Here is a 24,169-nt window from a genome sequence, read left to right on the forward strand (position 1 = left end):
TCCGGCCGGCTGCAAAGGTGCAATCGATCAAGCAGTCTCGAGGGGCTTCTTGTGGGTGACCACTCGGCCTCCCTCCATCCGCACCAACTGATCGGCAACGTCGAAGTAGCGGTCATCGTGGGAGATCACGATGATGGTCTTGCCCATCTGTTTCAGCTCCGGCAGCAGCTCGGTGTAGAAGATGCGCCGGAAGGCCGGGTCCTGATCGGCAGCCCATTCGTCGAACACCAGCACCGGACGCTCTTCCAGCCAGGCGTTGATCAACGCCAGGCGTTTGCGCTGGCCGGTAGACAGGTCGGTGGTACTGAAAACACCGTCGTTAATGCTCACCTTGTGCGCAATCTCCAGGCGTTCCAGATAGCGGCTGGTGTCGGCCGGCACTTGTTTGTCGCCTTGTACCAGTTCATCGAACAGGTAGTAGTCGGCGAAAATCGTGGTGAACAGTTGGCGATAGTCATCGCGAGCCTGGGCATCGACCACCTGGCCATTGAGCAGGACTTCCCCGCGTTGTGGCGCATACAGGCCCAGCAACAATTTGATCAGGGTGGTTTTACCGCCGCCGTTCTCGCCGACGATAAACACGATGTCACCCTGCGCGATGTCCAGATTGACCGGCCCCAGCTCGAACGCTGCGCTGCCTTGAACCGGCGGGAAGGCGTAGTGCACGTTATGCAGTTGCAACTGTTGTACCGCCGTTTTGCTCGCCGCAGCGCAGTCGCGCAGGAGCAAGTGCGGTTCCGGCGAAGAAAACTGTTCGGCCAGCTCGGCGATGCGTTTGAAGGCAATGTTCGCGCGACTGACCACCGGCAACGTGGTGACCAGGTATTCCAGTGGGCCTTTCATGTACAGCAGCACCAGCACGAAGCCGCTGAGCACGGCTTTATCGGTACCGAGCCAGAACGATTGCAGGGCCAGGGCCAGACCGATCACCACGAAAAACAGCATCGAGCCAAAGGTTTTCGCCACCACGAACGTGTTGATGGAGCGGATGTGCGTGTTGCAGATGTAATCCGCCGTGCCCTCGATGCGCTGGCTGAACATGCGTTGGCGGCGCGGGCGATGAATACGCAGTTCCTTGGCACCCGCGGCGATCGCGCTGTAGTGCTTCTGCAGTTCGTCTTCGGCTTCGCGCGCCGCTTCGAAACCTTTGATGCCTTTGGCCCGGGCAATGTATTGGACGACGGTGCCGATCACGATCGCGATCAACAGCAGGGCAAACATCGGCAGGGACAGGTAGGCCAGGTAACCCAGGCAACCGAGGGTGACGGTAAAAGCGATCGCCAGTGGCGCAAAGGAAAACGCGAAATCGCTGACAGTGTCGACGTCATGGGTCAGCACCGGAATCAGGCGATGACTGCGAAACCTCTCGATCTGCTCGATGGGCGCCAGCAGGACTTTTTCGCCGAGTGATTTACGCAGGCCGGCGATGATGTGCTGGCCGACATGGTTGGTGCCGATGTCCGACAGAATCGAAGTCAACAGGGCGAACGCGCAGAGGCCGGCAAACGTCAGGAGTACGGTGGCCGACGGAACGCCGCTGCCGTTCAGGGCTTTGTTGATGGTCGCCAGCAGGGCAGTGACGCTGACGCCACCGAGCATGCCGAGCAGGATCGACAGCGCCACGACGACCCGGTAAGGCTTGAGCAGGCCGAGGACTTCACTGATGGCTCCGCGCGATTTTGTGGTCATGGAGGTTTCCGCTTCTAGTGCCGCTAACGGCATCGTTTCAAGGATTGGGCTGGTTAAAAGACGAAACCCGTGGGCGGCGATTTAGCCGACCACGGGTTTATCGAGGCTGAAGCGACGAGCGAGCGCCCAGCGCCGCCGTGGCGGCTGCCGTTACCGCTGTCCTTACAGATCGCGCGCGACGCGAAATCCGATCCAGTCGCCGCGGGTGTCGCTGTAGGTGGCGTTGCGGTTGCCCGAGCGCGAAAACACCGGTGCTTCACCCCAGTCGTTGCCGCGGATGCGGCGAATCTTGCAGTCACCGGTCAGCCAGGCGCTGCCATCACTCGGCGCGCCGACATAGTTTTCGTTGTAGCAGTCGGCGGTCCATTCGTAGATGTTGCCGTGCATGTCGTAGACGCCGAAGGCATTGGCCGGGAACTTGCCCGCCGGCGCGGTGAAGTTGTAGCCGTCGGCGGCGCCATAGGTGTTGGCGTGTCTGGCGATGCTGTATTCCTTGCCCTCATCGAAGGGGAACGGGAAAGGCCCGGTGCTACCGGCACGGGCGGCGTATTCACGCAGCGATTCGCTGACCAGTCGATACGATTTAGCGGTTTTCTTCGACAGCCAGGCGACGTAGGCCTCGGCTTCGGGGAAATCCATGCACACCGCCGGATGCTTGTCGGTGTACTGCTTTTTCGGATCGCTGCCCGCGTAGTCGGGAATACCGGCCTTGCACGCGCGGCCCGGGCGTTTGTCGCCGTCGGGCATCTGATAACCGGTGTCGGCGAGGTAGGCGTCCCATTGCCCTTTGAGCACCTGGAAACGACTGATGGCCAGCGGTTTGGCAAAGGTCACCGGGTGCATCGGACCTTCGTCCGGCTCGCGGCCGACTTCGTCATCCGGGGTGCCCATGGTGAAGGTGCCGGTGGGCAGCACGACCATTTCCGGGCAGTCCTTGCAGTCCTTGAAGACTTTGCCCGGTTTGAGCGGTTCGGCCGCTTGCGCCAGCCCCGGCAAGGCACAACCGAGCAATGCAGCCAGACCGAGCGCGGGCAACGCTTTCAAGGAAAAATTACGCAGTTCACTACTGTTCATCATGATTCTCGATAACAGGTTGAAAGGAAACGGGGGAGCGGGGCGCCTACAGCTGTTTGGCCAATAGCGCCATCAAGCGATCGATTTGCGCTTCGTCGTTGAGCAGGCCCGGTGCGGTACGAATCACCGGACCCACATCGCGGTTCACGGCGTCGGCAACCACGCGGTTCTGCATCAGGTACGCGGCGACTTTGTCGCTGTCCTGGCCCTTGACTCGAAAGAAGGTAAAACCGGCCGACAGTTGCGGGCTCAGCGGGGTGACGAGTTCGATTTGCGGGTGTTCCAGCAGGCGCTTCTTCAGGTAGCTGTTGAGCGCGTGGATACGCGCTTCGACCTCGGCCTTGCCCAGTTGCAGGTGCAGCTTGAAGGCTTCGTCCAGCGCCCAGCGATACTCGAAGGAGTGATAGCCACCGGGCGTCATGGTGGTGGAAAAGGCTGTGGCCTCGGAGAAGGTCGGGGTGATCGGCGTTACGTATTTGACCTCCTCGAAACGGCTGCAGACGATGCCGGTGCCGCGCGGGCCAAACATCCACTTGTGGGTGCCGGCGATGAAGAAGTCACAGTTCATCTGCGCGAAGCTCAGGTTGTCGACGCCGAAACCGTGCACGCCGTCGACCACATAAATGATCCGGTCAGCATCGCTGCGGCCACGGTTGTGCTTGTCGACGATGGCGCCGATGTCACCGATCGGCAGCTTCACGCCGCTGCCCGAATGCACCCAGCACATGCCCAGCACGCGGGTTTCAGGGCGGATGGCAGTGTCGATGGCGGCGAGGATTTCGGCTGTGGTCGCGGTCTGCGGATCCTTGAACAGACGGATCTTGCGCACCTGCGTGCCTTCACGTTCCTTGCGCAAGGCGAGGATGGTGTGGGTGGCATAGTGTTCGTGGGCGGTGGTGAGGATTTCCTGATCGGGGCGCACATGCACACCGCCGTAAATCATCGTCAGACCTTCAGTGGTGCTGCCGGTCAGGGCGATCTGTTTGGCGTTGGCTTGCAGGTATTGGCCGGCCCAGACGCGCACGTTTTCCTCGCGCTGCTCGATCACGCCGAGGTCCCAATCCATGGCCAGGCCGGGATTTTTGTCGAGGGCGGCGCGATGCCGTTCGATCGCTTCGCGCACCGGTTTCGGGTGCGAGGTGATCAGGAAGTTGGAAAAGTGCAGGTAGTCCGGATCCTGGTCGAACAGTTGCTGCAACTGCGTCCACTTGCTGCGCGGCATTGGCGCAGCGGGCGCAGCCGTGGCGGCAGCGCTGGCGATGTTCGGCAGGCTTGCGCCCAGTGGCAGCGCAGCGGCGAGCAGTCCGGCCTGTTTCAGAAAATCACGACGATTACTCATGGCTGCGTCGTTCCCTGCGCGTTGGCCAGCGCCGGTTTCGCGGCTTTTTCGACCTGATCCCAGACGCGCAGGAAGTTGCCGCCCCAGAGTTTGCCGATGTCGGCTTCGGAGTAACCGCGTGACAGCAGTTCAGCGGTGACATTGCGGATCTCGCCGACGTTCTGGAAACCTTTGACGCCGCCGCCCTCATTGAAGTCGGAGCTGATGCCGACATGGTCGATGCCGATCTTGCGCACGGCGTATTCGATGGCGTCGCCGAAATCCTTGAGGCTGGCCTTCGGTTCGTCTTCGAGGATCGCGTAGAGGCGGCTGGCGTACAGGCCGAATTTCGTTTCGGACCAGGCCGCAATGATCGGGTCGCCCGGCATCAGCGCCATCGCCAGGTTCGGCAGTGGCGGCAAGTCGAATTCCTTGCGCAGCTCGTTGAGGCGATCCTGGGTCTTCTGGGTCAGCGGCCGCAGGTACTGCGAGAACGCGACGATTTGCACCACGCCGCCGCTGTTCTTGATCAACTGCATCTCTTTGTCGCTGAGGTTGCGTGGGATGTCGACCATCGCGCGCGGTGCCGAGTGCGAGGCAATCAGCGGCGTACGGCTCAGTTGTGCGACTTGTTCGAGGGCCTTGGTCGACATCTGTGACACGTCGATGATCACGCCCAGATCATTGAGGCGCTTGACCGCCTGCTTGCCCAGATCGGAGAGGCCGTCGAGGGCGTCCGGTGAGTCATTGAGAAATGGCAGTGGGCGAGACGAATCCGCCCAGTCGTTGTTGCCGATGTAGCTGAAGCCGAACATGCGCATGCCGCGCGCCGTCCACAGGTCCAGCAGGTTCAAGTCATGGCCCAGCGGATAGGCGTTGAGCATGCTGATGAAAATCGCGAACTTGCCTTCGCCGTGCAGGCGGCGCATGTCGTCCGGGGTATAGGCGATCGCGACTTGATTGGGGTAGTCGCGAACCATGCCGGAGATGATCCGGTAGCGGATTTCCTGCTGGTTGCGTGCTTCGTCGATGAAGCCGGCAGTCGGTTTGTGGGGGGCATCGGGGCCGTTCCACATTTCCGGCCAGCCGAAAATGGTCAGCGCCGCGCCAGACAAGCGACCGCGACTGGTTTTGGCCAGATCGAACTGGCCGGAGCCATCCTTGTCGGCTTCGTGACCGTCGGTGCCGAAGTTCTGCATCAGGCTGACATGGCTGTCGAAAGAGAGCATGCGTTCGTGCAGTTCATCTGCCTGTTTCACAATCTTGGCGTCATAGCCAAGGTCGTCCTTGAACCAGTGATGCCAAGCGGCAAAGCCTGCACCGGCGCTGATCGCCAGGGCTAAGGGCAGGCCGATGAATAGAGCCTTTTTCGAACGTGGTTTTGTCATTGCCATCTCAGTCGGGTTCGCCATCGAGGTGCAGGCGCAAAGCCTTTGCTATCTGGGAAGAACGAGTGGATGGCCGTGGAATTTAGCTTGCCAGGTTAAAAGATCGCAGCCTTCGGCAGCTCCTGCAGGGATATACATTCGATGTAGGAGCTGCCGAAGGCTGCGATCTTTTCAAACCCACATAAATTTACCCGCGCAACAAACGTTCTAGCTTGGATAAAGCCTGCTTCATGGCTGACACAGGTAGGGCAATGAAGATTTCTCGACGATGGTTCATGGCGGGCCTGGCGCTGACCGGCGCTGCGGTGCCGGCGGCTTATTTTGGGCATCGTGAATGGACGAAGCCGGATCCGACGATCACTCCGGGTGAAGCGTCTTTCGACGTCGCCGACCTCGCCGGACAACGCTTGGCCAGTGCCTTGCGGGGCGTCTGGGATATTCGCTTCGAAGGCCGTGACGCAGGCCTTGAAGGGCTTCCGGCCAAGGGCCTGCAAGTGTTCCTCGACATCGGCCAGAAAGGCCGTGGCGTCTGTGGTTTTCTTGATACACCGGAGCGTTTGCGCTCCGGCGAAACACCTCGTTACCGAATTCTTGGCGATCTCGCCGGTGCCGACGCCGCGAAGTTGACCTGGCGGCTGATCGGTGTGCAAGGCCAGATCGACTATGAGCTGGAAATGATCCTGGATGAGGTCTGGGCCGATTTCGGCAACGCCGGCAAAGGCACCCTCAGCGGTAAAGTCTTGCGCCTGGATCGGCCCTTGGCCTTGCCGGTACAGGACAATGGTTTCGTCGCAGTCAAGCGCCTGTTTCCCGAGGCGCGTGAGCGTACGCCGTTGAATCCGACGTTGCTGGCCTGGTTGATTTCCCCCGAGCACCGACTGTTCCACCAGTTGTGGCATGCCACGCGGGACAAGTGGCACACCTTGCCGGAAGACAAGCGCGAAGCCCTGCGCGGCATCGGCTGGCAGCCCGGACCGCGTGACAAGGAGCGCGATGCCCGTGGGTCGCGCAAGGATCGCAACGGCTCCGGGGTGGATTTCTTCTTCATGCACCGGCACATGCTTGGCACGGCGCGTTCAATGCAGGACCTGCCATCGTGGCAATACTTTCCGCTGCCTCAGCCGGAATTGATCCGTGATCGCCCGGGCTTCGCCCGTTACTTCGACAACCATGACGGCACGGCGCTGCCGCCCGCATGGCTGGCTGACGGTGATGACGAGTACAGCAAGTGGGTCAGCGACATCAAGACGGCCGAGACCTACGAAAGCAACTTCCAGGTCTGGGAGTCGCAATACCGTGATCCGGTGTACCTGGCCAGACTCACGCTCGGTCAGTTCGGTTCCGAAGTTGAATTGGGCCTGCACGACTGGCTGCACATGCGCTGGGCGTCCGTGCCACGCGACCCGTCGAACGGTCAGCCGGTGCCTTTCGCGCGTGATCCTGCCGACTTCGCTGCGCGTTGGTATGGCCCGGAAAATGACTTCCTTGGCGACCCGTTTTCATCCCACGTCAATCCGTCGTTCTGGCATTTTCATGGCTGGATCGACGACCGTATCGAAGACTGGTTTCGCGCGCACGAGCGCTTCCATCCGGGTGAGGTCACTCGCAAGGTGGTCAACGGTGTGCAGTGGTTTGCACCCGGGCGCTGGAACGAAGTCGATGATCCGTGGCTGGGGCCGGTCACGCATGGCTGCAGCACTACGCCGGGGTTGCAGGCGGGCAAGACGGTGGAGATGGACCCGGAAACCATGAAGCTGGCACTGCGCATCACCTTCCTCAATGACGAGAAAAAACTCGCCGGGCTGTTCCGCCGCGTGCCGCAACGGCCGTGGTATGCGCGCAATCTGAAGCCTAAAACCAGCCCGGCTTGAGAGCTGGGTCATCGTTCATTCGCGAGCAGGCTTGCTCCCACAGGTTCATGTGTCAGACCGCAATGTCTGAGCCAATCACAAATTCCCTGTGGGAGCGAGCCTGCTCGCGAAAGCGGTCTGCCAGGCAACGCAATTAATGCGTCTGCCACCCACCACCCAGCGCCTTGTACAAGGCAATACTCGCCTGCATTCGCGACAGCCGCAGTTGCACGTTCTGGTCTTGCGCCGCATACAGCGTGCGCTGGGTTTCCAGCACGGTCAGCAAGTCCTCGGCACCCGCCTGATAACGGCTCTGGGCGATGTTGAAGGCGGTTTGCGCCTGATTCAGTTCTTCGCTCTGCCACTGCCGTTGTTGATCAAGGCCACGGATGCTGTTGAGGGCTTTTTCGACGTCGGCGAAACCATTGATGATGGCGCCCCGATAGGTTTGCAACAGCTCTTCCTGACGGGCCGTGGCCTTGTCGCGCTCGGCACCCAGACGCCCATTGTTGAAGATCGGTGCGGTCAGCCCGGCGGTGAGGTTGTAGAACGGACTGCGCAACAGGTCATCGGCCTGGTTGGCACCCGAGCCAATGCTCGCGCCCAGCGTGACTTTCGGCAGCATCGCCGCCCGTGCCACCGTGACGTTCGCCTGAGCGGCCGCCAATTGCGCCTCGGCACGGGCGATGTCCGGACGCCGGGTCAGCAGTTCGCTGGGCAGGCCGGCGGATATCGGCGGCCATTGCAACTGGTCGAATGACTCGTGGCTGTCCGGCAGGTCTTGCACCGGGCGGCCGAGCAGTGCCGCCAGGACGATCTGCGCATCTCGAGCCTGTTGCTGGACGGTCGGCAGTTGGCGTTGCTGCGCGGCCACCAGGCTTTTCTGTTGCGCCAGTTCAAGCGCCGTGGCGGAACCTGCGTTGTAGCGCGTCTGCACCAGTTGCAGGACGTTTTGCGCGTTGGCCAGATTAAGCTCGGCGATGCGGCTCTGTTCCTGGAGCGACAGCACCTGCGTGTAGCTGTTGGCGACGCTGCTGAGCAGGGTCAGCTCGACGGTGGCGCGATCAAACTCGCTGGCCTGCAGGCTGAACCGGGCACTGTCGCGCGATGCGCGCTTGCCGCCCCAGAAGTCGATTTCGTAACTGGCGCTGAGGCCGACGTCGAAGTAGTCCACCGCCCTGTTACTGCTGTCGGCATCCAGTTGACGATAGCCATCGCCACGCAACAGCTTTTGCCGATTGGCGTTGCCGGTACCTTGTATTTCCGGCAGCAACGAGCCGCCGGCAATCACGGTGTCGGCACGCGCCTGACGGACGCGAGCGATGGCTGCGGCCAGGTCGTAACTGCCGACCTGGGCCTGCTCGATCAATTGATCGAGCTGCGGGCTGGCGAAGCGCGTCCACCAGCGCAGGGCGTCGCGTTCGGCGCCGGTGTTGTGCGGTGATTGCCAAGCGGCAGGCGGCACAATGCCGCTGTCCGGACGTTGCGGGGAACTGCCGCAAGCGCTGAGTATCAGGCACACGGTCAACAAACTGAGGCGCGGTTTCATAGAGCGATCATTCACTGGTAAGGGCCGTGACCGGATCGAGCCGGGCAGCTTTGCGGGCGGGCATGAAGCCGAAGACAACACCGGTGACCAAGGCGCAACCGAAAGCGCCGAGTACCGCCATCAATGAGAATGCCACCGCGACTTCACTGAGAATCAGCACGCCGCCAATGATCAGCGCCAGGGCGATGCCGGCGATACCGCCGACCACCGAGAGCATCACCGCTTCAGTGAGAAACTGGCGCAGGATGTCGCGCTGGCGGGCGCCGGTGGCCATGCGGATGCCGATCTCGCGAGTGCGTTCGCGAACGGTCATGAGCATGATGTTCATCACGCCAATGCCGCCGACCAGCAGCGAGATCGCCGCAATCGAGCCGAGCATCAGCGACAGGGTGTTTTGTGTGCGCGCTTCGGCCTGGATCATCGCGGCGTTGTTGGTCAGTTCGAAATCCTTCTTGCCGTTGTGCAGGTTCAACATCAATTGTTCGATGGCATGTTCGGTGTCCTTGACCTTGCGCGCATCGGCGGCAGCGATGGCCACGTACTCCGGATTACGCGTGCCGAACAACCTCACACTGGCGGCGGAGTAGGGCACGGCGATGCGGTTGTCGCTGTCGGAGTCGCCGGAGCTGGCACCTTTTTCCGCCAGCACCCCGACCACCTGAAACGGCACGTTCTCGATCAGGATGTATTGGCCGATCGGGTTCGGTATGTCTTTGAGGAGTTTGGTGCGCACCTTGTGGCCGATCACAGCAACGGCTGCCGCGTTCTGTTCGTCGGCCTCAGTGAAGTAACTGCCCTGAACCACCGGCCAGTTGAAGATCGCCGGGAAATTGGTGTCATTGCCGCCGACGTAACTGAGGTGGTCGGCATTGCCGAAGCGCACGCCGGCCTCGGCGCCGTTGACCGGCATGATCCGCTGCACTTGCGGCAGGCTCGCCAGGGCATGCACATCGTCCAGGGTGATGACGCCCGGTGGCGTTCGCGGGTTGGGCGCCGAGCCGCTGAGGTAAATGATGTTGGAGCCGAATGCACCCATTTGCGCCATGACCTGGCGTTTGCTGCCTTCGCCGACGGCGAGCATGACCACCACCGAGGCGACGCCGATGATGATGCCGAGCAAGGTCAGCGCGGTGCGGAAGCGGTTGATCCACATCACCCGCCACGCCGCATGCAGGGCATCCACCAGTTCGCCTTTCCAGGCCCCGGTGGCTTCGGCGCCTTCGCTCAAGCGCTTGCGCAGATCCACCGCTTGCAGGGCGCCGGGATTGGCACTGTGCTGGGCGTCGGGGTTGTTTCTGGCGCTATCGCTGATGATCAAGCCATCGCTGATTTCGATAATGCGCTTGGCACGCGCCGCCACTTCGCGGTCGTGGGTGATGAGAATCACAACGTGGCCCTGACTCGCCAGTTCATCGAGCAGCGCCATGACTTCCTTGCCGCTGTGGCTGTCGAGGGCGCCGGTCGGTTCGTCGGCCAGAATGATGTGGCCGCCATTCATCAGCGCGCGGGCAATCGACACTCGTTGTTGCTGGCCTCCGGAAAGCTGATGGGGGCGGTTGCCGGTGCGTGAGGCCAGGCCCAGGCGATCGAGCAGGGCGGCGGCGCGCGCGTGACGCTCGGCGGCGGGGGTGCCGGCGTAGATGGCCGGCATCTCGACGTTTTCCTGGGCCGAGCCGGACGGAATCAGGTGGTAACCCTGGAACACGAATCCGAAGGCTTCGCGGCGCAGCCAGGCCAGTTCATCGCTATCGAGGCCGGCGACGTTTTCCCCGGCGAAGCGGTATTCGCCGGACGTCGGCCGGTCGAGGCAGCCGAGAATGTTCATCAGTGTCGATTTGCCGGAACCGGACGCGCCGACAATCGCCACGAACTCGCCGGCGTGAATCGACAGGTCGATGCCGCGCAACACGTGAACTTCGGGAGCGTCACCGCCGCCGTAGGATTTGCGGATGTCCTGCAGGTCGATCAGAGGCGTTTGCATTCAACCTCCGCTGCCGTCGGCCGGGCCGATCAGCAAGTGATCGCCTTCGTTCAAGCCCTCGATGATCTGCACTTTGAGGCGGTCGCTGATGCCGGTGCGTACTTCCCGCAACTGAATCTCGCCATTGGCGGCGATGACCTGCGCGGTCTGCCGATTGGCCGCCGCGCTGCCCTGCAGGGCGGCGACCGGTGCGGTGAGAACGTTTTTCGCCTGGTCGGCGACGAAGAACACTTGGGTGGTCATCTCTGCCATCAAGGCGTTGTCGGCGTTATCGACGTCCAGTAGCACGGTGTACAGCACTACGCGCGCGCTGCCGCTTTTACTCGAGCTGGCCGGGCTGCCACCGCCCTGGCTGGTCTGATCCAGCGGTTTGGGTGGCACCGGCAGGATTTGCCGAACAGTGCTGCTCCAGCGCCGATTGCCACCGCTGAGTGTGGTGAAGTAAGCAGTCATGCCCGGTTTTACATGGCCGATATCGGCCTCGGAGACCTCGGCCCAGACCGTCATCGGCGACAGTTTGGCGATGCGCAGAATCAGTGGCGTCTGCTGCTGGGCATTGAGTGTCTGGCCTTCGCGGGCATCGAGTGCGACCACGGTGCCTTCCATCGGCGCATAAATGCGCGTGTAGCCCAGTTCTGCCTGATCACTGCGCAGACTGGCCTCCGCCTGACGGATCTGCGCACGGAACATGTCGATCCGTGCCTGGGTCGCCTTGAGCTCGGCGCGGGCGGTCTGCACGTCTTCTTCACGGGTGGCGCCGCCGGCCGCGAGGTTCTGCTGGCGCTGGTACTTCTGCCGCGCCAGTTCGTGCTGCGCCTGTTGCTCTTGCAACTGCGCCTTGAGGTTCTCGATCGAGAACTGGCTGGCGTCGAGCTTGGCCTTTTGCGTGGACGGATCGATTTCGACGAGCAATTGGCCTTGCTTGACCACGTCGCCGACTTCCACATGGATTTTGCGGATTTGCCCGGAAGCCTGGGCGCCGACGTCCACATAGCGCCTGGGCTGCAGCGTGCCCAGCGCGGTGACGCTGCTTTCAATGTCGCCGCGACTGACAAGCACGGTGGCGAACTTGTCCCGGCCGGGCGGCAATATCTGCCAGGCGGCTACGGCGACAACGGGAATCAGACAAAGGGCTACGAGCAGGGCGCGTCGGGCGGGGCGGGGACGTTTCATGCAGGGTTCCGGCCAGTGAGAATCGACCCGTCATCCAGCCGGCACCGCACGCGGGCCACGACCGAACGCTGTCGCAGGAGGCGACAGATACGGGGAACTGTCCTTTAAACGAGAGACGCGGCAGGTAATTTAAGCGCTGAAAAACCCGGTAACAGGTATAGATGCCCACAATTTGTCGGGCAAATCGAAACAGCACTTTAAATCTATATGAGAATTACTATAAATTACGCATCTGAAATTGCCACCATCGTGCCATTGTCGTTTTGACCCTGGCGGATCTGGCTCAAGGATCGAAACCGCACCGTTGCGGTCGGGAGTCATGTTGGAAAACTACTATCGCGAGCTGGTGTGTTTCCTTAACGCCAGACTGGGCAACCGTCAGGTGGCCGAAGATGTGGTGCATGACGCTTATGTGCGGGTGCTGGAGCGTTCCAGCGATACGCCGATCGAACAACCGCGGGCCTTCCTTTATCGCACGGCCTTGAACCTGGTCATCGATGATCATCGGCGCAACGCCTTGCGTCAGGCCGAGCCGCTTGACGTGCTGGACAGCGAAGAGCGCTATTTCACCCCGTCGCCCCATGGCACCCTTGATCACGGTCAACGTCTGGCGATGCTTCAGCGCGCACTGGCAGAATTGTCACCGCTGTGTCGCGAAAGTTTTCTGCTGCGCAAGATCGAAGGTCTGTCCCATAACGAAATCGCCGAGAACCTCGGGATTTCAAAAGCGCTGGTAGAGAAACACATCGTCAATGCCATGAAACATTGCCGGGTGCGGATCAAGCAATGGGACGCCCATTGATCCTTCATCAGTAAATTTTTTTTCACCGTCCTCGTTCCTACTCAACAGACGATCTGCTGTCCTGCTTCGGGCCGGTCAGGTCACCCAGGCTTTATCCCCACGGTTGAGGGGTTCATCCAGAGGACACTGGAAATGACACAGGCAATTGCATCGCCCATCGTTCACGACCTGATCGGCGTCGGTTTCGGCCCTTCGAACCTGGCGCTGGCCATCGCTCTGCAAGAGCGCGGCCCGACCCAGGGCGAGCTGGATGTGCTGTTCCTCGACAAGCAGGCCAACTACAGCTGGCACGGCAACACCCTGTCGACGCAAAGCGAGTTGCAGATTTCCTTCCTCAAGGATCTGGTGACCCTGCGTAATCCGACCAGCCCGTATTCATTCGTCAACTATCTGAAATATCACGGTCGTCTGGTCGACTTCATCAACCTCGGCACTTTCTATCCATGCCGCATGGAGTACAACGACTACCTGCGCTGGGTCGCCGGGCAGTTCACCGAGCAGAGCCGTTACGGCGAAGAAGTGCTGACCATCGAGCCGGTGCTGCACAACCATCAGGTTGAAGCACTGCGCGTGATTTCCCGTGGCAGCGATGGCCTGCAACACGTGCGGACCACCCGTTCGGTGGTGGTCAGCGCTGGCGGCACACCGCGTATTCCGGAAGCGTTCAAAGCGCTGAAGGGCGACAAGCGCGTGTTCCACCACTCCCAATACCTCTCGCAAATGGCCAAGCAGCCGTGCATGAACAACCAGCCGATGAGCATCGCGATCATCGGTGGCGGGCAGAGCGCGGCGGAGGCCTTTATCGATCTGAACGATTCGTTCCCGTCGGTGCAGGTCGACATGATCCTGCGCGGCTCGGCCTTGAAGCCTGCCGACGACAGCCCGTTCGTCAACGAAGTGTTCTCGCCGGAGTTCACCGACCTGGTGTTCCAGCAGAACAGCGCCGAGCGTGAGCGGCTGGTCAACGAGTACCACAACACCAACTACTCGGTGGTCGACATCGACCTGATCGAGCGCATCTACGGCATCTTCTATCGCCAGAAGGTGTCCGGAATTGCCCGTCACGCGTTCCGCACCCTGACCACCGTCGAAAGCGCTACCGCGACCGCCAATGGCATTGAACTGGCCGTGCGCAATAACGCCACCGGCGAAGTGACCGTGCGCAACTACGACGCCGTTGTTCTGGCCACCGGTTACGAGCGGCAGATGCACCGCAAACTGCTGGCGCCGCTGGAAGAATACCTGGGCGACTTCGAGGTTGATCGCAACTACAAAGTGATCACTGACGAGCGCTGCAAGGCCGGCATCTACATGCAGGGCTTCTGCCAGGCCAGCCATGGTCTGAGCGACACGTTGCTGTCGGTGCTGCCGATTCGCGCGGACGAGATTGCCGGCTCGCTGTATGAGCATGGCAAGAACCGTGGGCATCGGTCGATGGCGGACTTGTTGTTAGCAACCGCCAGCTAAGATCAGCGGCGCCTGATACACCGCTATCGCGAGCAGGCTCACTCCTACAATGTTCTGTGTACGCAGGACCAATGTAGGAGTGAGCCTGCTCGCGATGGGGCTCTCGAAAACACCAGAGTTTCACAATCCTGAACCCTTCCTGAACATCCCCCACATTCTCCGACACACCTCCTTTTGCGGGTTTACTCTCCAATCATCGGGGCGTAAGCTTCGCGCGTTTTCATCAATAGCGGAGACCCACAGTGGGTACTTGTTCGAGTGACAGTTGTCGGCCGGTCTCGGTAACCGGCAGATTCTCGGCAAGATAACGCGCAGACTTTCTCTGTCGTTGTCTCGCCGTAAAAGCGAGCAGCGGCATCCCGTGCATGGCCCGTCCGTGGTCATGTCTAGACGTCCTTCTCATCGACGCTGAACAGAGCGTGATTGCGACTTTATTGTCGTCATCGCAGCCCTATCGACACGCCTGTCTTTTCTGACTGGCGCGCCAAGCCTTGCCGTGCCGGTTTTTCCGGCGCACGAGGCGCGGCCGTACCTGCTTGACGGTTTCCCGGCTGACCATAGGGGCAACAGCCATGAAACTTACGCTCAAGGAATTTTTCGCAGGCTTCCTGCGGACCCGCCACATCGCCCGGCACTTCCGTCGTCTGGCGCTGCTGGAGTCGATCAACGACACCACGGTCAGCCGTGAAGTCCCACCCACTTTGGCCAACACCCTGGTCGATGCCGCACATTGCGACAGCGGTGTGTTGCTGTCGTCACTCGGCACGCATTCCGATGGCCTGACCGATTTCGAAGTCGATGCGCTGCGTGCGCAATACGGCCTCAACGAGGTCGAACACGAGCAGCCGCTGCCATGGTGGACTCACCTGTGGCACTGCTACAAAAACCCGTTCAACCTGCTGCTGACCCTGTTGGCGGTGATCTCGTGGCTGACCGAAGACCTCAAGGCCGCCGTGGTGATTTTCTCCATGGTGGTGCTGTCGACGCTGCTGCGCTTCTGGCAGGAAAGCAAATCCAATCAGGCCGCCGACGCACTCAAAGCCATGGTCAGCAACACCGCCACCGTCATGCGCCGTGACGCGCCGCGCAGCGAATTGCCGATCAAACAATTGGTGCCGGGCGATCTGATCGTGCTCTCGGCCGGTGACATGATTCCGGCCGATTGCCGGGTGCTCAGCGCCAAGGACCTGTTCGTCAGTCAGGCAGCGATGACTGGCGAATCGATGCCGGTGGAAAAATTCCCGCGTCAGGCCGATCGCGTCACGCGCAATCCGCTGGAGCTGGAAAACATCCTGTTCATGGGCACCAACGTTGTGTCCGGTACTGCTGTGGCAGTCATCCTGACCACCGGCAACAGCACTTATTTCGGTGCGTTGGCGCAACGGGTTGGCGCTACCGATCGCGCAGTGACTTCGTTCCAGCAAGGCGTCAACAAAGTCAGCTGGCTGCTGATCCGTTTCATGTTCGTCATGGCGCCGCTGGTGCTGTTCATCAACGGGTTCACCAAGGGCGACTGGACGGAAGCACTGCTGTTCGCGCTGTCGATTGCCGTCGGCCTGACTCCGGAAATGCTGCCGATGATCGTCACCTCGACGCTGGCCAAAGGCGCGGTGTTCCTGTCGCGCAAAAAAGTCATCGTTAAACGTCTTGATGCGATCCAGAACTTTGGCGCCATGGACGTACTGTGCACCGACAAGACCGGCACGCTGACTCAGGACAAGATCTTCCTCGCGCGCAATGTCGACGTCTGGGGTGAAGACTCCGATGACGTGCTGGAAATGGCTTACCTCAACAGCTACTACCAGACCGGCCTGAAAAACCTGCTGGATGTCGCGGTACTGGAACACGTGGAGATCCACCGCGAACTGAAAGTCGGCACGGCATTCCGCAAGGTCGATGAGATCCCGTTCGACTTCAATCGTCGGCGCATGTCGGTGGTGGTCGAAGGGCGTGGTCAGCCGCATCAATTGATCTGCAAAGGTGCGGTCGAAGAAGTCTTGGCGGTGTGCAGCCGCGTGCGTCATGGCGATATCGATGAAGCCTTGAGCGATGAATTGCTGACCAAGATTCGTCAGGTCACCGCAGCATTCAACGCTGAAGGCTTGCGCGTGGTGGCCGTGGCCGCTCGCTCGATGCCCGAAGGTCGTGAAGTTTATAGCCTGGCCGATGAACAGGAACTGACGCTGATCGGTTATGTCGCGTTCCTCGATCCACCGAAGGAAAGCACTGCACCAGCGCTCAAGGCCTTGGCCGAACATGGCGTGGCAGTGAAAGTGCTGACTGGCGACAACGAACTGGTGACGGCGAAGATTTGCCGCGAAGTCGGGTTGGCGCAACAAGGCCTGTTGCTGGGCAACGACGTCGAGCGCATGAGCGATGCCGAGCTGGCAGTGGCCGTAGAGAAGACCAACGTCTTCGCCAAACTGACGCCGTCGCACAAGGAGCGCATCGTGCGCATCCTCAAAGGCAACGGCCATGTAGTCGGCTTCATGGGCGACGGCATCAACGATGCACCAGCGCTGCGCACTGCCGACATCGGTATTTCCGTGGACAGCGCGGTGGACATCGCCAAGGAAGCGGCGGACATCATCCTCCTCGAAAAGAGTCTGATGGTATTGGAGGAGGGCGTGCTCGAAGGGCGGCGCACCTTCGCCAACATGCTCAAGTACATCAAGATGACCGCCAGTTCCAACTTCGGCAACGTCTTCTCGGTGCTGGTCGCCAGTGCGTTCATTCCGTTCCTGCCGATGCTGCCGATGCATCTGCTGGTGCAGAACCTGCTCTACGACATTTCGCAGATTGCGATTCCGTTCGATAACGTCGACGAGGAAATGCTGAAAAAACCACAACGCTGGCAGCCGGGTGACGTCGGGCGCTTCATGCTGTTCTTCGGCCCGATCAGTTCGATCTTTGACATCACCACGTTCGCCTTGATGTGGTACGTCTTCGATGCCAACACCCCGGATCACCAGACCCTGTTCCAGTCCGGCTGGTTCGTGGTCGGGTTGCTGACCCAGACGCTGATCGTGCACATGATCCGTACGCCGAAGATTCCGTTCCTGCAAAGCCGTGCAGCCATGCCGCTGCTGGTGATGACCGGAATCATCATGGCGGTCGGCATCTTCCTGCCGATGGGACCACTGGCGCACTACTTCAAATTGCAGGCGCTGCCATCGCTGTACTTCGTGTTCCTGCCGGTGATCCTGCTGGCGTACATGGCGCTGACCCAGGCGGTGAAAGGTTTCTACATCCGTCGGTTCGGCTGGCAATAAACAGCTAGAACGCTGCCCCCCTGTAGGAGCTGCCGAAGGCTGCGATCTTTTGATTCTGCTTCCAAAGATCAAAAGATCGCAGCCTTCGGCAGCTCCTACAGGGGATTTGTGTGTATTCAAGGAAATGACTATGCAAGCCATCAACAACCTCAACCTCGATTCGCTGCTCGACACCCTCGTCAGCCTCAGCGCCGCGTTCATTCTCGGTGGTCTGATCGGCTTCGAGCGCCAGTACCGGCAACGCACTGCCGGCCTGCGCACCAACGTACTGGTCGCCGTCGGCGCGGCGATTTTCGTCGATATGGCCAACCGTCTAGCTGGCGCAGAAGGTGCCGTGCGCGTGGTTGCCTACGTGGTCTCCGGCATCGGCTTTCTCGGCGCCGGGGTGATCATGCGCGAAGAGGGCAACGTGCGCGGTCTCAATACCGCCGCGACCCTGTGGACGTCTGCTGCGGTCGGCGCCTGTGCCGGTGCCGACCTGCTCGCAGAAGCCGTGCTCGGCACGCTGTTCATCCTCGCCGCCAATACCTTGCTGCGGCCGATCGTCAACAACATCAACCGCCAGCCACTGGACGTGGTCTCGGCGGAAGTCACCAACATCGTCTACGTCATCGCCCGGCGCTCACAGCAAACCGCCGTATTCGCCCTGCTCGAAGCCGAGCTTGAGCGCAGCAACTACCCTGCCAGCGATGTCGATGTGCATGCCTTCGGCGCCGATGAAATCGAAATCGAAGCGACGCTGGCGACGACGTCAGTCGATGGCGATGAACTCGACGCCTTGGTGGCGCGGATTTCCACATCGGCGCTGGTGGTGCAGGCGTTCTGGAGTCCGAGTACAACGGAATAACCCTTGAATCAGTGCCGGCTTGGGAAATTTCCTACAAGTCGACAGGATTAATCTGTCAATACAACGCCTCATCCGACGCCACTATGCCGCCTCTCAGGTCTGCGCAGCGATGGATGAAAGATGACCTCACCCCGTGTTCTGGTACTGGAAAATCATGCGTTCGCACGCAGCGTGATGGTCAGGATGCTGCACCGTCTCGGTGTGCGCGATGTGTTGCAGGCCAGTGATGGCGAGCAGGCGCTGGTGCAGATGCATTTGTCGGGCGGGGTCGACATCGTGGTCTGCGATTTGCTCGATAATGGCCTCGACTGCCTGGGGTTTCTTGGCCATGCCAATGAAACCGGCATGGTGCGCGCCGTTATCCTCAGCAGCGAATTGCGCCCGGGCTTACAGCGTACTCTCGGGCAAATGGACACGCTGGCGGGCTTGCAGTTGCTGGGAGTCATTCAACCGCCGGTACCTTTACGCGTTTTGCACCGAGCGTTGCATCGCTACCGGACACCGCATCCGGCGCTGAGTGTGCGGATGCCGCCGAGGGAATTGCCCAGCGAAGACGAGCTGCGTCGGGGACTGGCACTGGGCGAATTTCGTGCATGGTTCCAGCCCAAGTTCTATCTGGCTAGCAACCAGGTCGCTGGCGCCGAGGCGCTGGTGCGCTGGGAACATCCGGCCAGCGGCGTGTTGCTGCCGAGCGAGTTTCTCGCCGCGTTGGTCGCCTATGACTTGATCAATCCGATGTTCAAACAGTTGCTCGAACAGGGCTTGTGCCTGCTGGGAATCTTGCGTCATCAGGGTCTGCACCTGGAACTGTCATTCAACCTGCATGCATCGCAACTGGCCGACCACGAACTGGTCGGGCATATCCAGAGCGCATTGCAGCGTCACGGGTTTACCGGCTCGGTCTTGCAGTTTGAGCTGAGTGAAAACGGTTTGCTGGAAATGGCGCCCGGCACGCAAGAAAGCCTGTTGCGCCTGCGTTTGCTCGGTTGTGGCCTGGCCATCGACGATTTCGGTGCCGGCTTCTCTTCGTTGAAACTGCTATGCCAGTTGCCCTTCAATCAGCTCAAGTTCGACGCCGAACGGGTCCAGCATCTCTACCAGCCCTATTGGCAAACCATAATCGCCACCACGCAAGCGCTGGCCCGTTCGCTGGATATGCAACTGGTGATTGAGGGGGTCAGCAGCCGCTCGATGAAGGAGGCGCTGGTCGGGCTGGGTTGTGAGGTTGGCCAGGGTTTTCACCTCGCCCGGCCCATGACCGGGCATGATTTGTTGCAGTGGCTGACGTCTCGCGATCAACTGGATTGAGCCGCTTCGCAAAGCGTGCGGAAAAGGCCAAGATAGTTCCTACACTGTGCGGAGTCTGGTGTATTTTTGAGCCACGCTTCGGACCGTCATTCATTCGAGTTTCTTCCAGGCCATGGACGATTGCATTTCCGAGTCTTTCGGCGGGTCCTACAGGGGTTCATATGTTTAAAGCGTTGGTTGTAGACGATCACCCTTTCATTCGCTCGTCGGTCAGGATGCTCCTTAAGCTGGAAGGTTTCGAGGTGGTGGGCGAGGCCGACAACGGTGCCGATGCGGTGCAGTTGACGCGCGAGCTCATACCCGACTTGATCATCCTCGACATCGCCATGCCCAAACTCGACGGGCTGGAAGTGATCGGCCGCATCTGTGCTCTCGGTGTGAAGAGCAAGATTCTGGTGCTGACTTCGCAGTCGGCATTGTTCTATTCAGCGCGCTGCATGAAGGCCGGCGCCGCAGGCTTCCTGTCCAAGACCAATGAGCTGGATGAGTTGATCAAAGCGATCAAGGTCATCATGGATGGCTACACGTTTTTTCCCAATCTTTCGACCAGCAGTGTCCGCCGCAGTGATTCGCAGGCTAGCGATCTGGAATTGATCCAGAGCCTTTCCGACCGTGAGCTGACCATTCTGCAGCAGTTGTCCAACGGTCTGACCAACAAGGAAATCGGCGAAGCGATGCTGCTGAGCAACAAGACGATCAGCACCTACAAGACGCGCCTGATCGAAAAACTCAACGTCAAGTCGGTGGTTTACCTCGCCGATTTTGCCAAACGCAATAACCTGATCTGAATGCGCTATTTCACCCGATGCTGGCTGCTGGGCCTGGCCGTTTTTGCCAATACGACGCTGGCGGCGCCGGTGGAAACCCTGCATGTGCTCGGCCGTTCGAGCGTCGACGGCTACAGCGTCCAGCTCGATGGTCAGGACTGGTCCTGGCTGCGCAGCAAAGGCACTTTGCGCCTGGGGGCTTCGGCCCCCGATTATTCACCCTTCGCGATCACCAGCAACGGTAACGATTACGAAGGGCTGACGGCCGATTACGCAGAGTTGCTCAGTCAATTGCTGAATATCCACATTGAAGTGCGCCGCTATGCCTCGCGCTCGGAGGTGCTGGCGGCGCTGAAAAGCGGGGAAGTGGATATGCTCGGCACGTCCAACGGCTTCGAAGCCGCCGACCCTGATCTGGCAATGTCTCAAGCCTATGCTGACGATGTGCCGACCCTGGTAACGCGCGTCGGCGACAGTCAGAACCTGTCCCCGGACCTCGCCGGCAAACAGGTGGCGATGCTTTATCACTACCTGCCGCCCGAGCAGGTCAAAGCGTTCTATCCGCACGCCACTGTGCGGCTTTATCCTTCGACGCTGAGCGCCATCGGTGCCGTGGCGTTCGGCAGTGCCGACGTCTATCTCGGCGACTCGATCAGTGCCAATTACCTGATCAACAAGAACTACCTGAACAACGTGCAACTGGCCGACTTCTCGCAAATGGAAGTGCAGAACTTTGCCTTCGCCATGCCTCGCGCCAATGAGCGGTTGTTGCGCATTGTCAACGCCGCCCTGGAGAGTATTTCGCCCGGCGAGCGCATGACCATTCTGCGCCGCTGGAGCGCCGGCGGCGCGAGTATGCCCGGCCAACAGGCGCTGCATTTCAGCGCCAGCGAACAACGTTGGATGGCCCAGCATCCGCGCTTGCGCGTGGCCATCGATGACAGTTTTCTGCCGCTGTCATTTTACAGTCAGGACGGCGAGTTTCGCGGGATCAGTGCCGATGTGCTGGCCAAGGTCGCGTTGCGCACCGGTCTGAAGTTCGATGTGCAACGCGCGCAATCGGTGCCGGAATTGCTCGAGCAGATTCGCGGCAACCGTGCGGATGTATTGATCACCCTGACCCCGAGTGTCGAACGCGAGGACACCCTGCGCTTCACCCGGCCGTATCTGAGCACGCCGTTTGTGCTGGTCAGCCGCATCGATCCCAACAGTCCCGGAACCCTCGATGACATGCTCGGCAAACGGCTGGCGGTGATTCGCGGCAATCCGGTGCGCGACATGCTGGTCGAGCAATATCCGCGGGTGACGCTGGTCGATGCCGACAATGCCCAGCAAGCCATGGACATGGTCGCCAATGGTCAAGCCGAGGCGGCGGTCAATTCGCTGATCACCGCGCGCTATATGATTTCCCGGCAGTATCGCGATCGGTTGCGCATCACCAGCACCGTCGGTACGCGGTCGGCGCAAGTGGCGTTCGCTACCGCGCGTGGGGCACTGGAGCTGTACTCGATCCTCGACAAAGCACTGCTGAGCATTCCCCCGGAAGAGCTGGACGAGGTGACCAATCGCTGGCGCAGCGAAGTGGTGGTCGATGACAGTTACTGGCTGCGCAATCGCAGCGCGATCATTCAGGGCTTTGCCCTCGCGGCTTTCCTGTTGCTGCTGGCATTCGGCTGGATCGCCTATCTGCGTCTGCTGATGCGCAAACGCCGGCAGGCGGAAATTGCCCTCAACGATCAACTCGAATTCATGCGCGTATTGATCGACGGCACGCCACATCCGATCTACGTGCGTGACCGCGCCGGCAAGCTGCTGGTGTGCAACGAAGGCTACTTGCAGGTGTTCCAGGTCGAGCGTGAAGCGGTGATTGGCAAGACCGTGCTTGAAGGTGTCCTGGAGAATTCCGCGCAAGCCCAGGCCTATCACGATGATTACCTGCAAGTGATGAGCGAAGGCTTGCCGCGTGTGCAGGATCGCAGCCTGAGCATGGGCGACAGCGTGTTGACCATCTATCACTGGATGCTGCCGTATCGCGGCAGTGATGGTGAAGTCAGCGGTATGATTGGCGGCTGGATCGACGTCAGCGAACGCCAGCGCTTGCTCGAAGCCCTGCGTGAAGCGAAGGAGGGCGCCGACGACGCCAACCGCGCCAAGACTACGTTCCTCGCCACCATGAGTCATGAAATCCGCACGCCGATGAACGCGGTGATCGGCATGCTCGAACTGGCAATGAAGAAAGCCGAGCAGGGCATCATGGATCGCTTCGCCATCGAAGTCGCGTCCGGTGCTGCGCGTGGCCTGCTCGACCTGATTGGCGACATCCTCGACATCGCCCGTATCGAATCCGGGCGCCTGTCCTTGACGCCGGAACGGGCCAACCTGCGCGAACTGCTGGAGTCGGTGGTGCGCATCTTTGAAGGCCTGGCGCGGCAAAAACAGTTGCGCCTGGTACTGGAGCTGGACGCCGCGACGAACCGCGATGTGCTGGTCGATCCGCTGCGCTTCAAGCAGGTATTGTCGAACCTGTTGAGCAACGCCATCAAGTTCACCGAAAAAGGCCAGGTGCGCGTCAGCCTCAAGGTCAATCCGGGCACCGACGAGGAACGTCTGGCCGTGTCTCTGCGGGTCGAAGACACGGGCAGCGGCATCAGCGTCGAAGACCAGCAGCGACTGTTCAGCCCGTTCACCCAGGCCAGTAACAACACGCAATCGGCACGCAGCGGTTCCGGTCTGGGCTTGGTGATCAGTCGTACGTTATGCGAAATGATGGGCGGCCATTTACGTCTGCACAGCACGCTGGGGCAGGGCACGCAAATCGCAGTCGACGTGGCGTTGCCGACCTTGCCGGCGTTGATCGAGGTGCCGGCGGAGGCCGCCGAACCGGCCGTTGCCCGGTATGCCTTGAACATTCTGGTGATCGACGATTACCCGGCCAATCGGCTGCTGTTGTCGCAGCAACTGAGCTACCTCGGGCACCGCGTCAAAGACGCCGAAGATGGCGCGCATGGTCTGCGCGCTTGGCGCAACGAGATTTTCGATGTGGTCATCACCGACTGCAACATGCCGATCATGAACGGCTATGAACTGGCGCGGGCCATTCGCGAAGAAGAGACGGCGAAAGCACTGACGCCGTGTCTTGTTCTCGGCTTTACTGCCAATGCGCAGCCCGAAGAGATCGGCCGCTGTCAGGCGGCGGGAATGGACGATTGCCTGTTCAAGCCGATCAGTCTCAAAGACCTCAATGCCCGGCTGGCGCAAGCCACGCCGCAGCCTGTCGCAGACATTGCGCAAGCAGCGGTTGCTGCGTCTGCCGATGACATCGATCTGAGCAGCCTTGAGCAATTGACCCGAGGCGATCCGGCATCGATCAAAAGCCTGCTCGGTGATCTGGCCAGCAGCAATGACGACGATATGGCGCGGTTGCTGCGCCTGTTCACTCAGCATGATCTGCCGGGGTTGGCGGATCTGGCGCATCGGGTCAAGGGCGGCGCACGGATCATCAAGGCCGACGCCTTGATCAAAGCCTGCGAACAACTGGAAGCGGCCTGCAACGGGCGGGATTCCAATCAACTGACCGTCGCAGTGGATGCCTTGCAGCAAGCCATGGAACGCTTGGCCGAGGAGTTGGAACCATTGCTTGTTTAAGACGGCTTAAGTTCAACCGCTAGGAAATATCCTACACGG

15 protein-coding genes are annotated in these 24,169 nt (G+C 60.5%); 8 read left to right on the forward strand and 7 right to left on the reverse strand.

The window, feature by feature from the left end; translation table 11 throughout:
* Window positions 1-27 precede the first annotated feature (27 nt).
* The 4 genes from U6037_RS09435 to U6037_RS09450 all read right to left on the reverse strand — a co-directional run bounded on the left by U6037_RS09435 (window position 28) and on the right by U6037_RS09450 (window position 5,469).
* Window positions 28-1,689 (reverse strand): cyclic peptide export ABC transporter, encoded by a 1,662-nt coding sequence (locus tag U6037_RS09435; RefSeq protein WP_322846534.1) that lies wholly within the window; start codon window positions 1,687-1,689, stop codon window positions 28-30.
* Between the two features lie 162 nt (window positions 1,690-1,851).
* Complete coding sequence (locus U6037_RS09440) at window positions 1,852-2,766, reverse strand: formylglycine-generating enzyme family protein (RefSeq protein ID WP_416221708.1); 915 nt, start codon at window positions 2,764-2,766, stop codon at window positions 1,852-1,854.
* 43 nt (window positions 2,767-2,809) lie between these two features.
* On the reverse strand, window positions 2,810-4,102 hold the full coding sequence (locus tag U6037_RS09445; RefSeq protein WP_322846536.1) for an aminotransferase class V-fold PLP-dependent enzyme: 1,293 nt from the start codon (window positions 4,100-4,102) through the stop codon (window positions 2,810-2,812).
* Window positions 4,099-5,469 carry a dipeptidase gene (locus tag U6037_RS09450; protein WP_322846537.1) on the reverse strand — a complete coding sequence of 457 codons (1,371 nt, stop codon included), beginning with the start codon at window positions 5,467-5,469 and terminating at the stop codon, window positions 4,099-4,101. The genes U6037_RS09445 and U6037_RS09450 overlap by 4 nt, the downstream gene beginning before the upstream one ends.
* Window positions 5,470-5,720: 251 nt before the next feature.
* Between U6037_RS09450 and U6037_RS09455 the strand changes: the two genes are divergently transcribed.
* Window positions 5,721-7,340, forward strand: a complete 1,620-nt coding sequence (locus tag U6037_RS09455) for a PvdJ/PvdD/PvdP-like protein (RefSeq protein ID WP_322846538.1) — start codon at window positions 5,721-5,723, stop codon at window positions 7,338-7,340.
* Window positions 7,341-7,473: 133 nt separating this feature from the next.
* On the opposite strand, the gene U6037_RS09460 is transcribed toward U6037_RS09455, so the two are convergent.
* From U6037_RS09460 to U6037_RS09470, 3 genes are read right to left on the reverse strand one after another with little or no spacing between them, the layout of a single operon-like run.
* Complete coding sequence (locus tag U6037_RS09460; protein WP_322846539.1) at window positions 7,474-8,868, reverse strand: efflux transporter outer membrane subunit; 1,395 nt, start codon at window positions 8,866-8,868, stop codon at window positions 7,474-7,476.
* Between the two features lie 7 nt (window positions 8,869-8,875).
* The gene (locus tag U6037_RS09465) at window positions 8,876-10,849 is read right to left on the reverse strand and encodes a MacB family efflux pump subunit (RefSeq protein WP_322846540.1); all 1,974 of its coding nucleotides are present in this window, start codon (window positions 10,847-10,849) and stop codon (window positions 8,876-8,878) included.
* Window positions 10,850-12,022, reverse strand: a complete 1,173-nt coding sequence (locus U6037_RS09470; RefSeq protein WP_322846541.1) for an efflux RND transporter periplasmic adaptor subunit — start codon at window positions 12,020-12,022, stop codon at window positions 10,850-10,852.
* A gap of 319 nt (window positions 12,023-12,341) precedes the next feature.
* On the opposite strand from U6037_RS09470, the gene U6037_RS09475 reads away from it, so the two are divergent.
* The 7 genes from U6037_RS09475 (at window position 12,342) to U6037_RS09505 (ending at window position 24,130) form a co-directional block, all read left to right on the forward strand.
* Complete coding sequence (locus tag U6037_RS09475) at window positions 12,342-12,824, forward strand: sigma-70 family RNA polymerase sigma factor (protein ID WP_322846542.1); 483 nt, start codon at window positions 12,342-12,344, stop codon at window positions 12,822-12,824.
* A 132-nt stretch (window positions 12,825-12,956) separates the two neighbouring features.
* Window positions 12,957-14,291: a lysine N(6)-hydroxylase/L-ornithine N(5)-oxygenase family protein gene (locus tag U6037_RS09480; protein WP_322846543.1), complete on the forward strand. Its 1,335-nt coding sequence runs from the start codon at window positions 12,957-12,959 to the stop codon at window positions 14,289-14,291.
* A 572-nt stretch (window positions 14,292-14,863) separates the two neighbouring features.
* The gene (gene mgtA / locus U6037_RS09485) at window positions 14,864-17,563 is read left to right on the forward strand and encodes a magnesium-translocating P-type ATPase (RefSeq protein WP_322846544.1); all 2,700 of its coding nucleotides are present in this window, start codon (window positions 14,864-14,866) and stop codon (window positions 17,561-17,563) included.
* 130 nt (window positions 17,564-17,693) lie between these two features.
* Entirely contained in the window at window positions 17,694-18,410 is a 717-nt protein-coding gene (locus U6037_RS09490; protein ID WP_007913384.1) for an MgtC/SapB family protein, read from the forward strand.
* 120 nt (window positions 18,411-18,530) lie between these two features.
* On the forward strand, window positions 18,531-19,718 hold the full coding sequence (locus U6037_RS09495; RefSeq protein ID WP_322846545.1) for an EAL domain-containing response regulator: 1,188 nt from the start codon (window positions 18,531-18,533) through the stop codon (window positions 19,716-19,718).
* A 161-nt stretch (window positions 19,719-19,879) separates the two neighbouring features.
* Entirely contained in the window at window positions 19,880-20,506 is a 627-nt protein-coding gene (locus U6037_RS09500) for a response regulator transcription factor (RefSeq protein WP_322846546.1), read from the forward strand.
* Window positions 20,507-24,130, forward strand: a complete 3,624-nt coding sequence (locus U6037_RS09505; protein ID WP_322846547.1) for a transporter substrate-binding domain-containing protein — start codon at window positions 20,507-20,509, stop codon at window positions 24,128-24,130. It abuts the gene before it with no gap.
* Window positions 24,131-24,169: the final 39 nt, after the last annotated feature.

The sequence above is a fragment of the Pseudomonas sp. B33.4 genome (assembly GCF_034555375.1).
Classification (GTDB): domain Bacteria; phylum Pseudomonadota; class Gammaproteobacteria; order Pseudomonadales; family Pseudomonadaceae; genus Aquipseudomonas.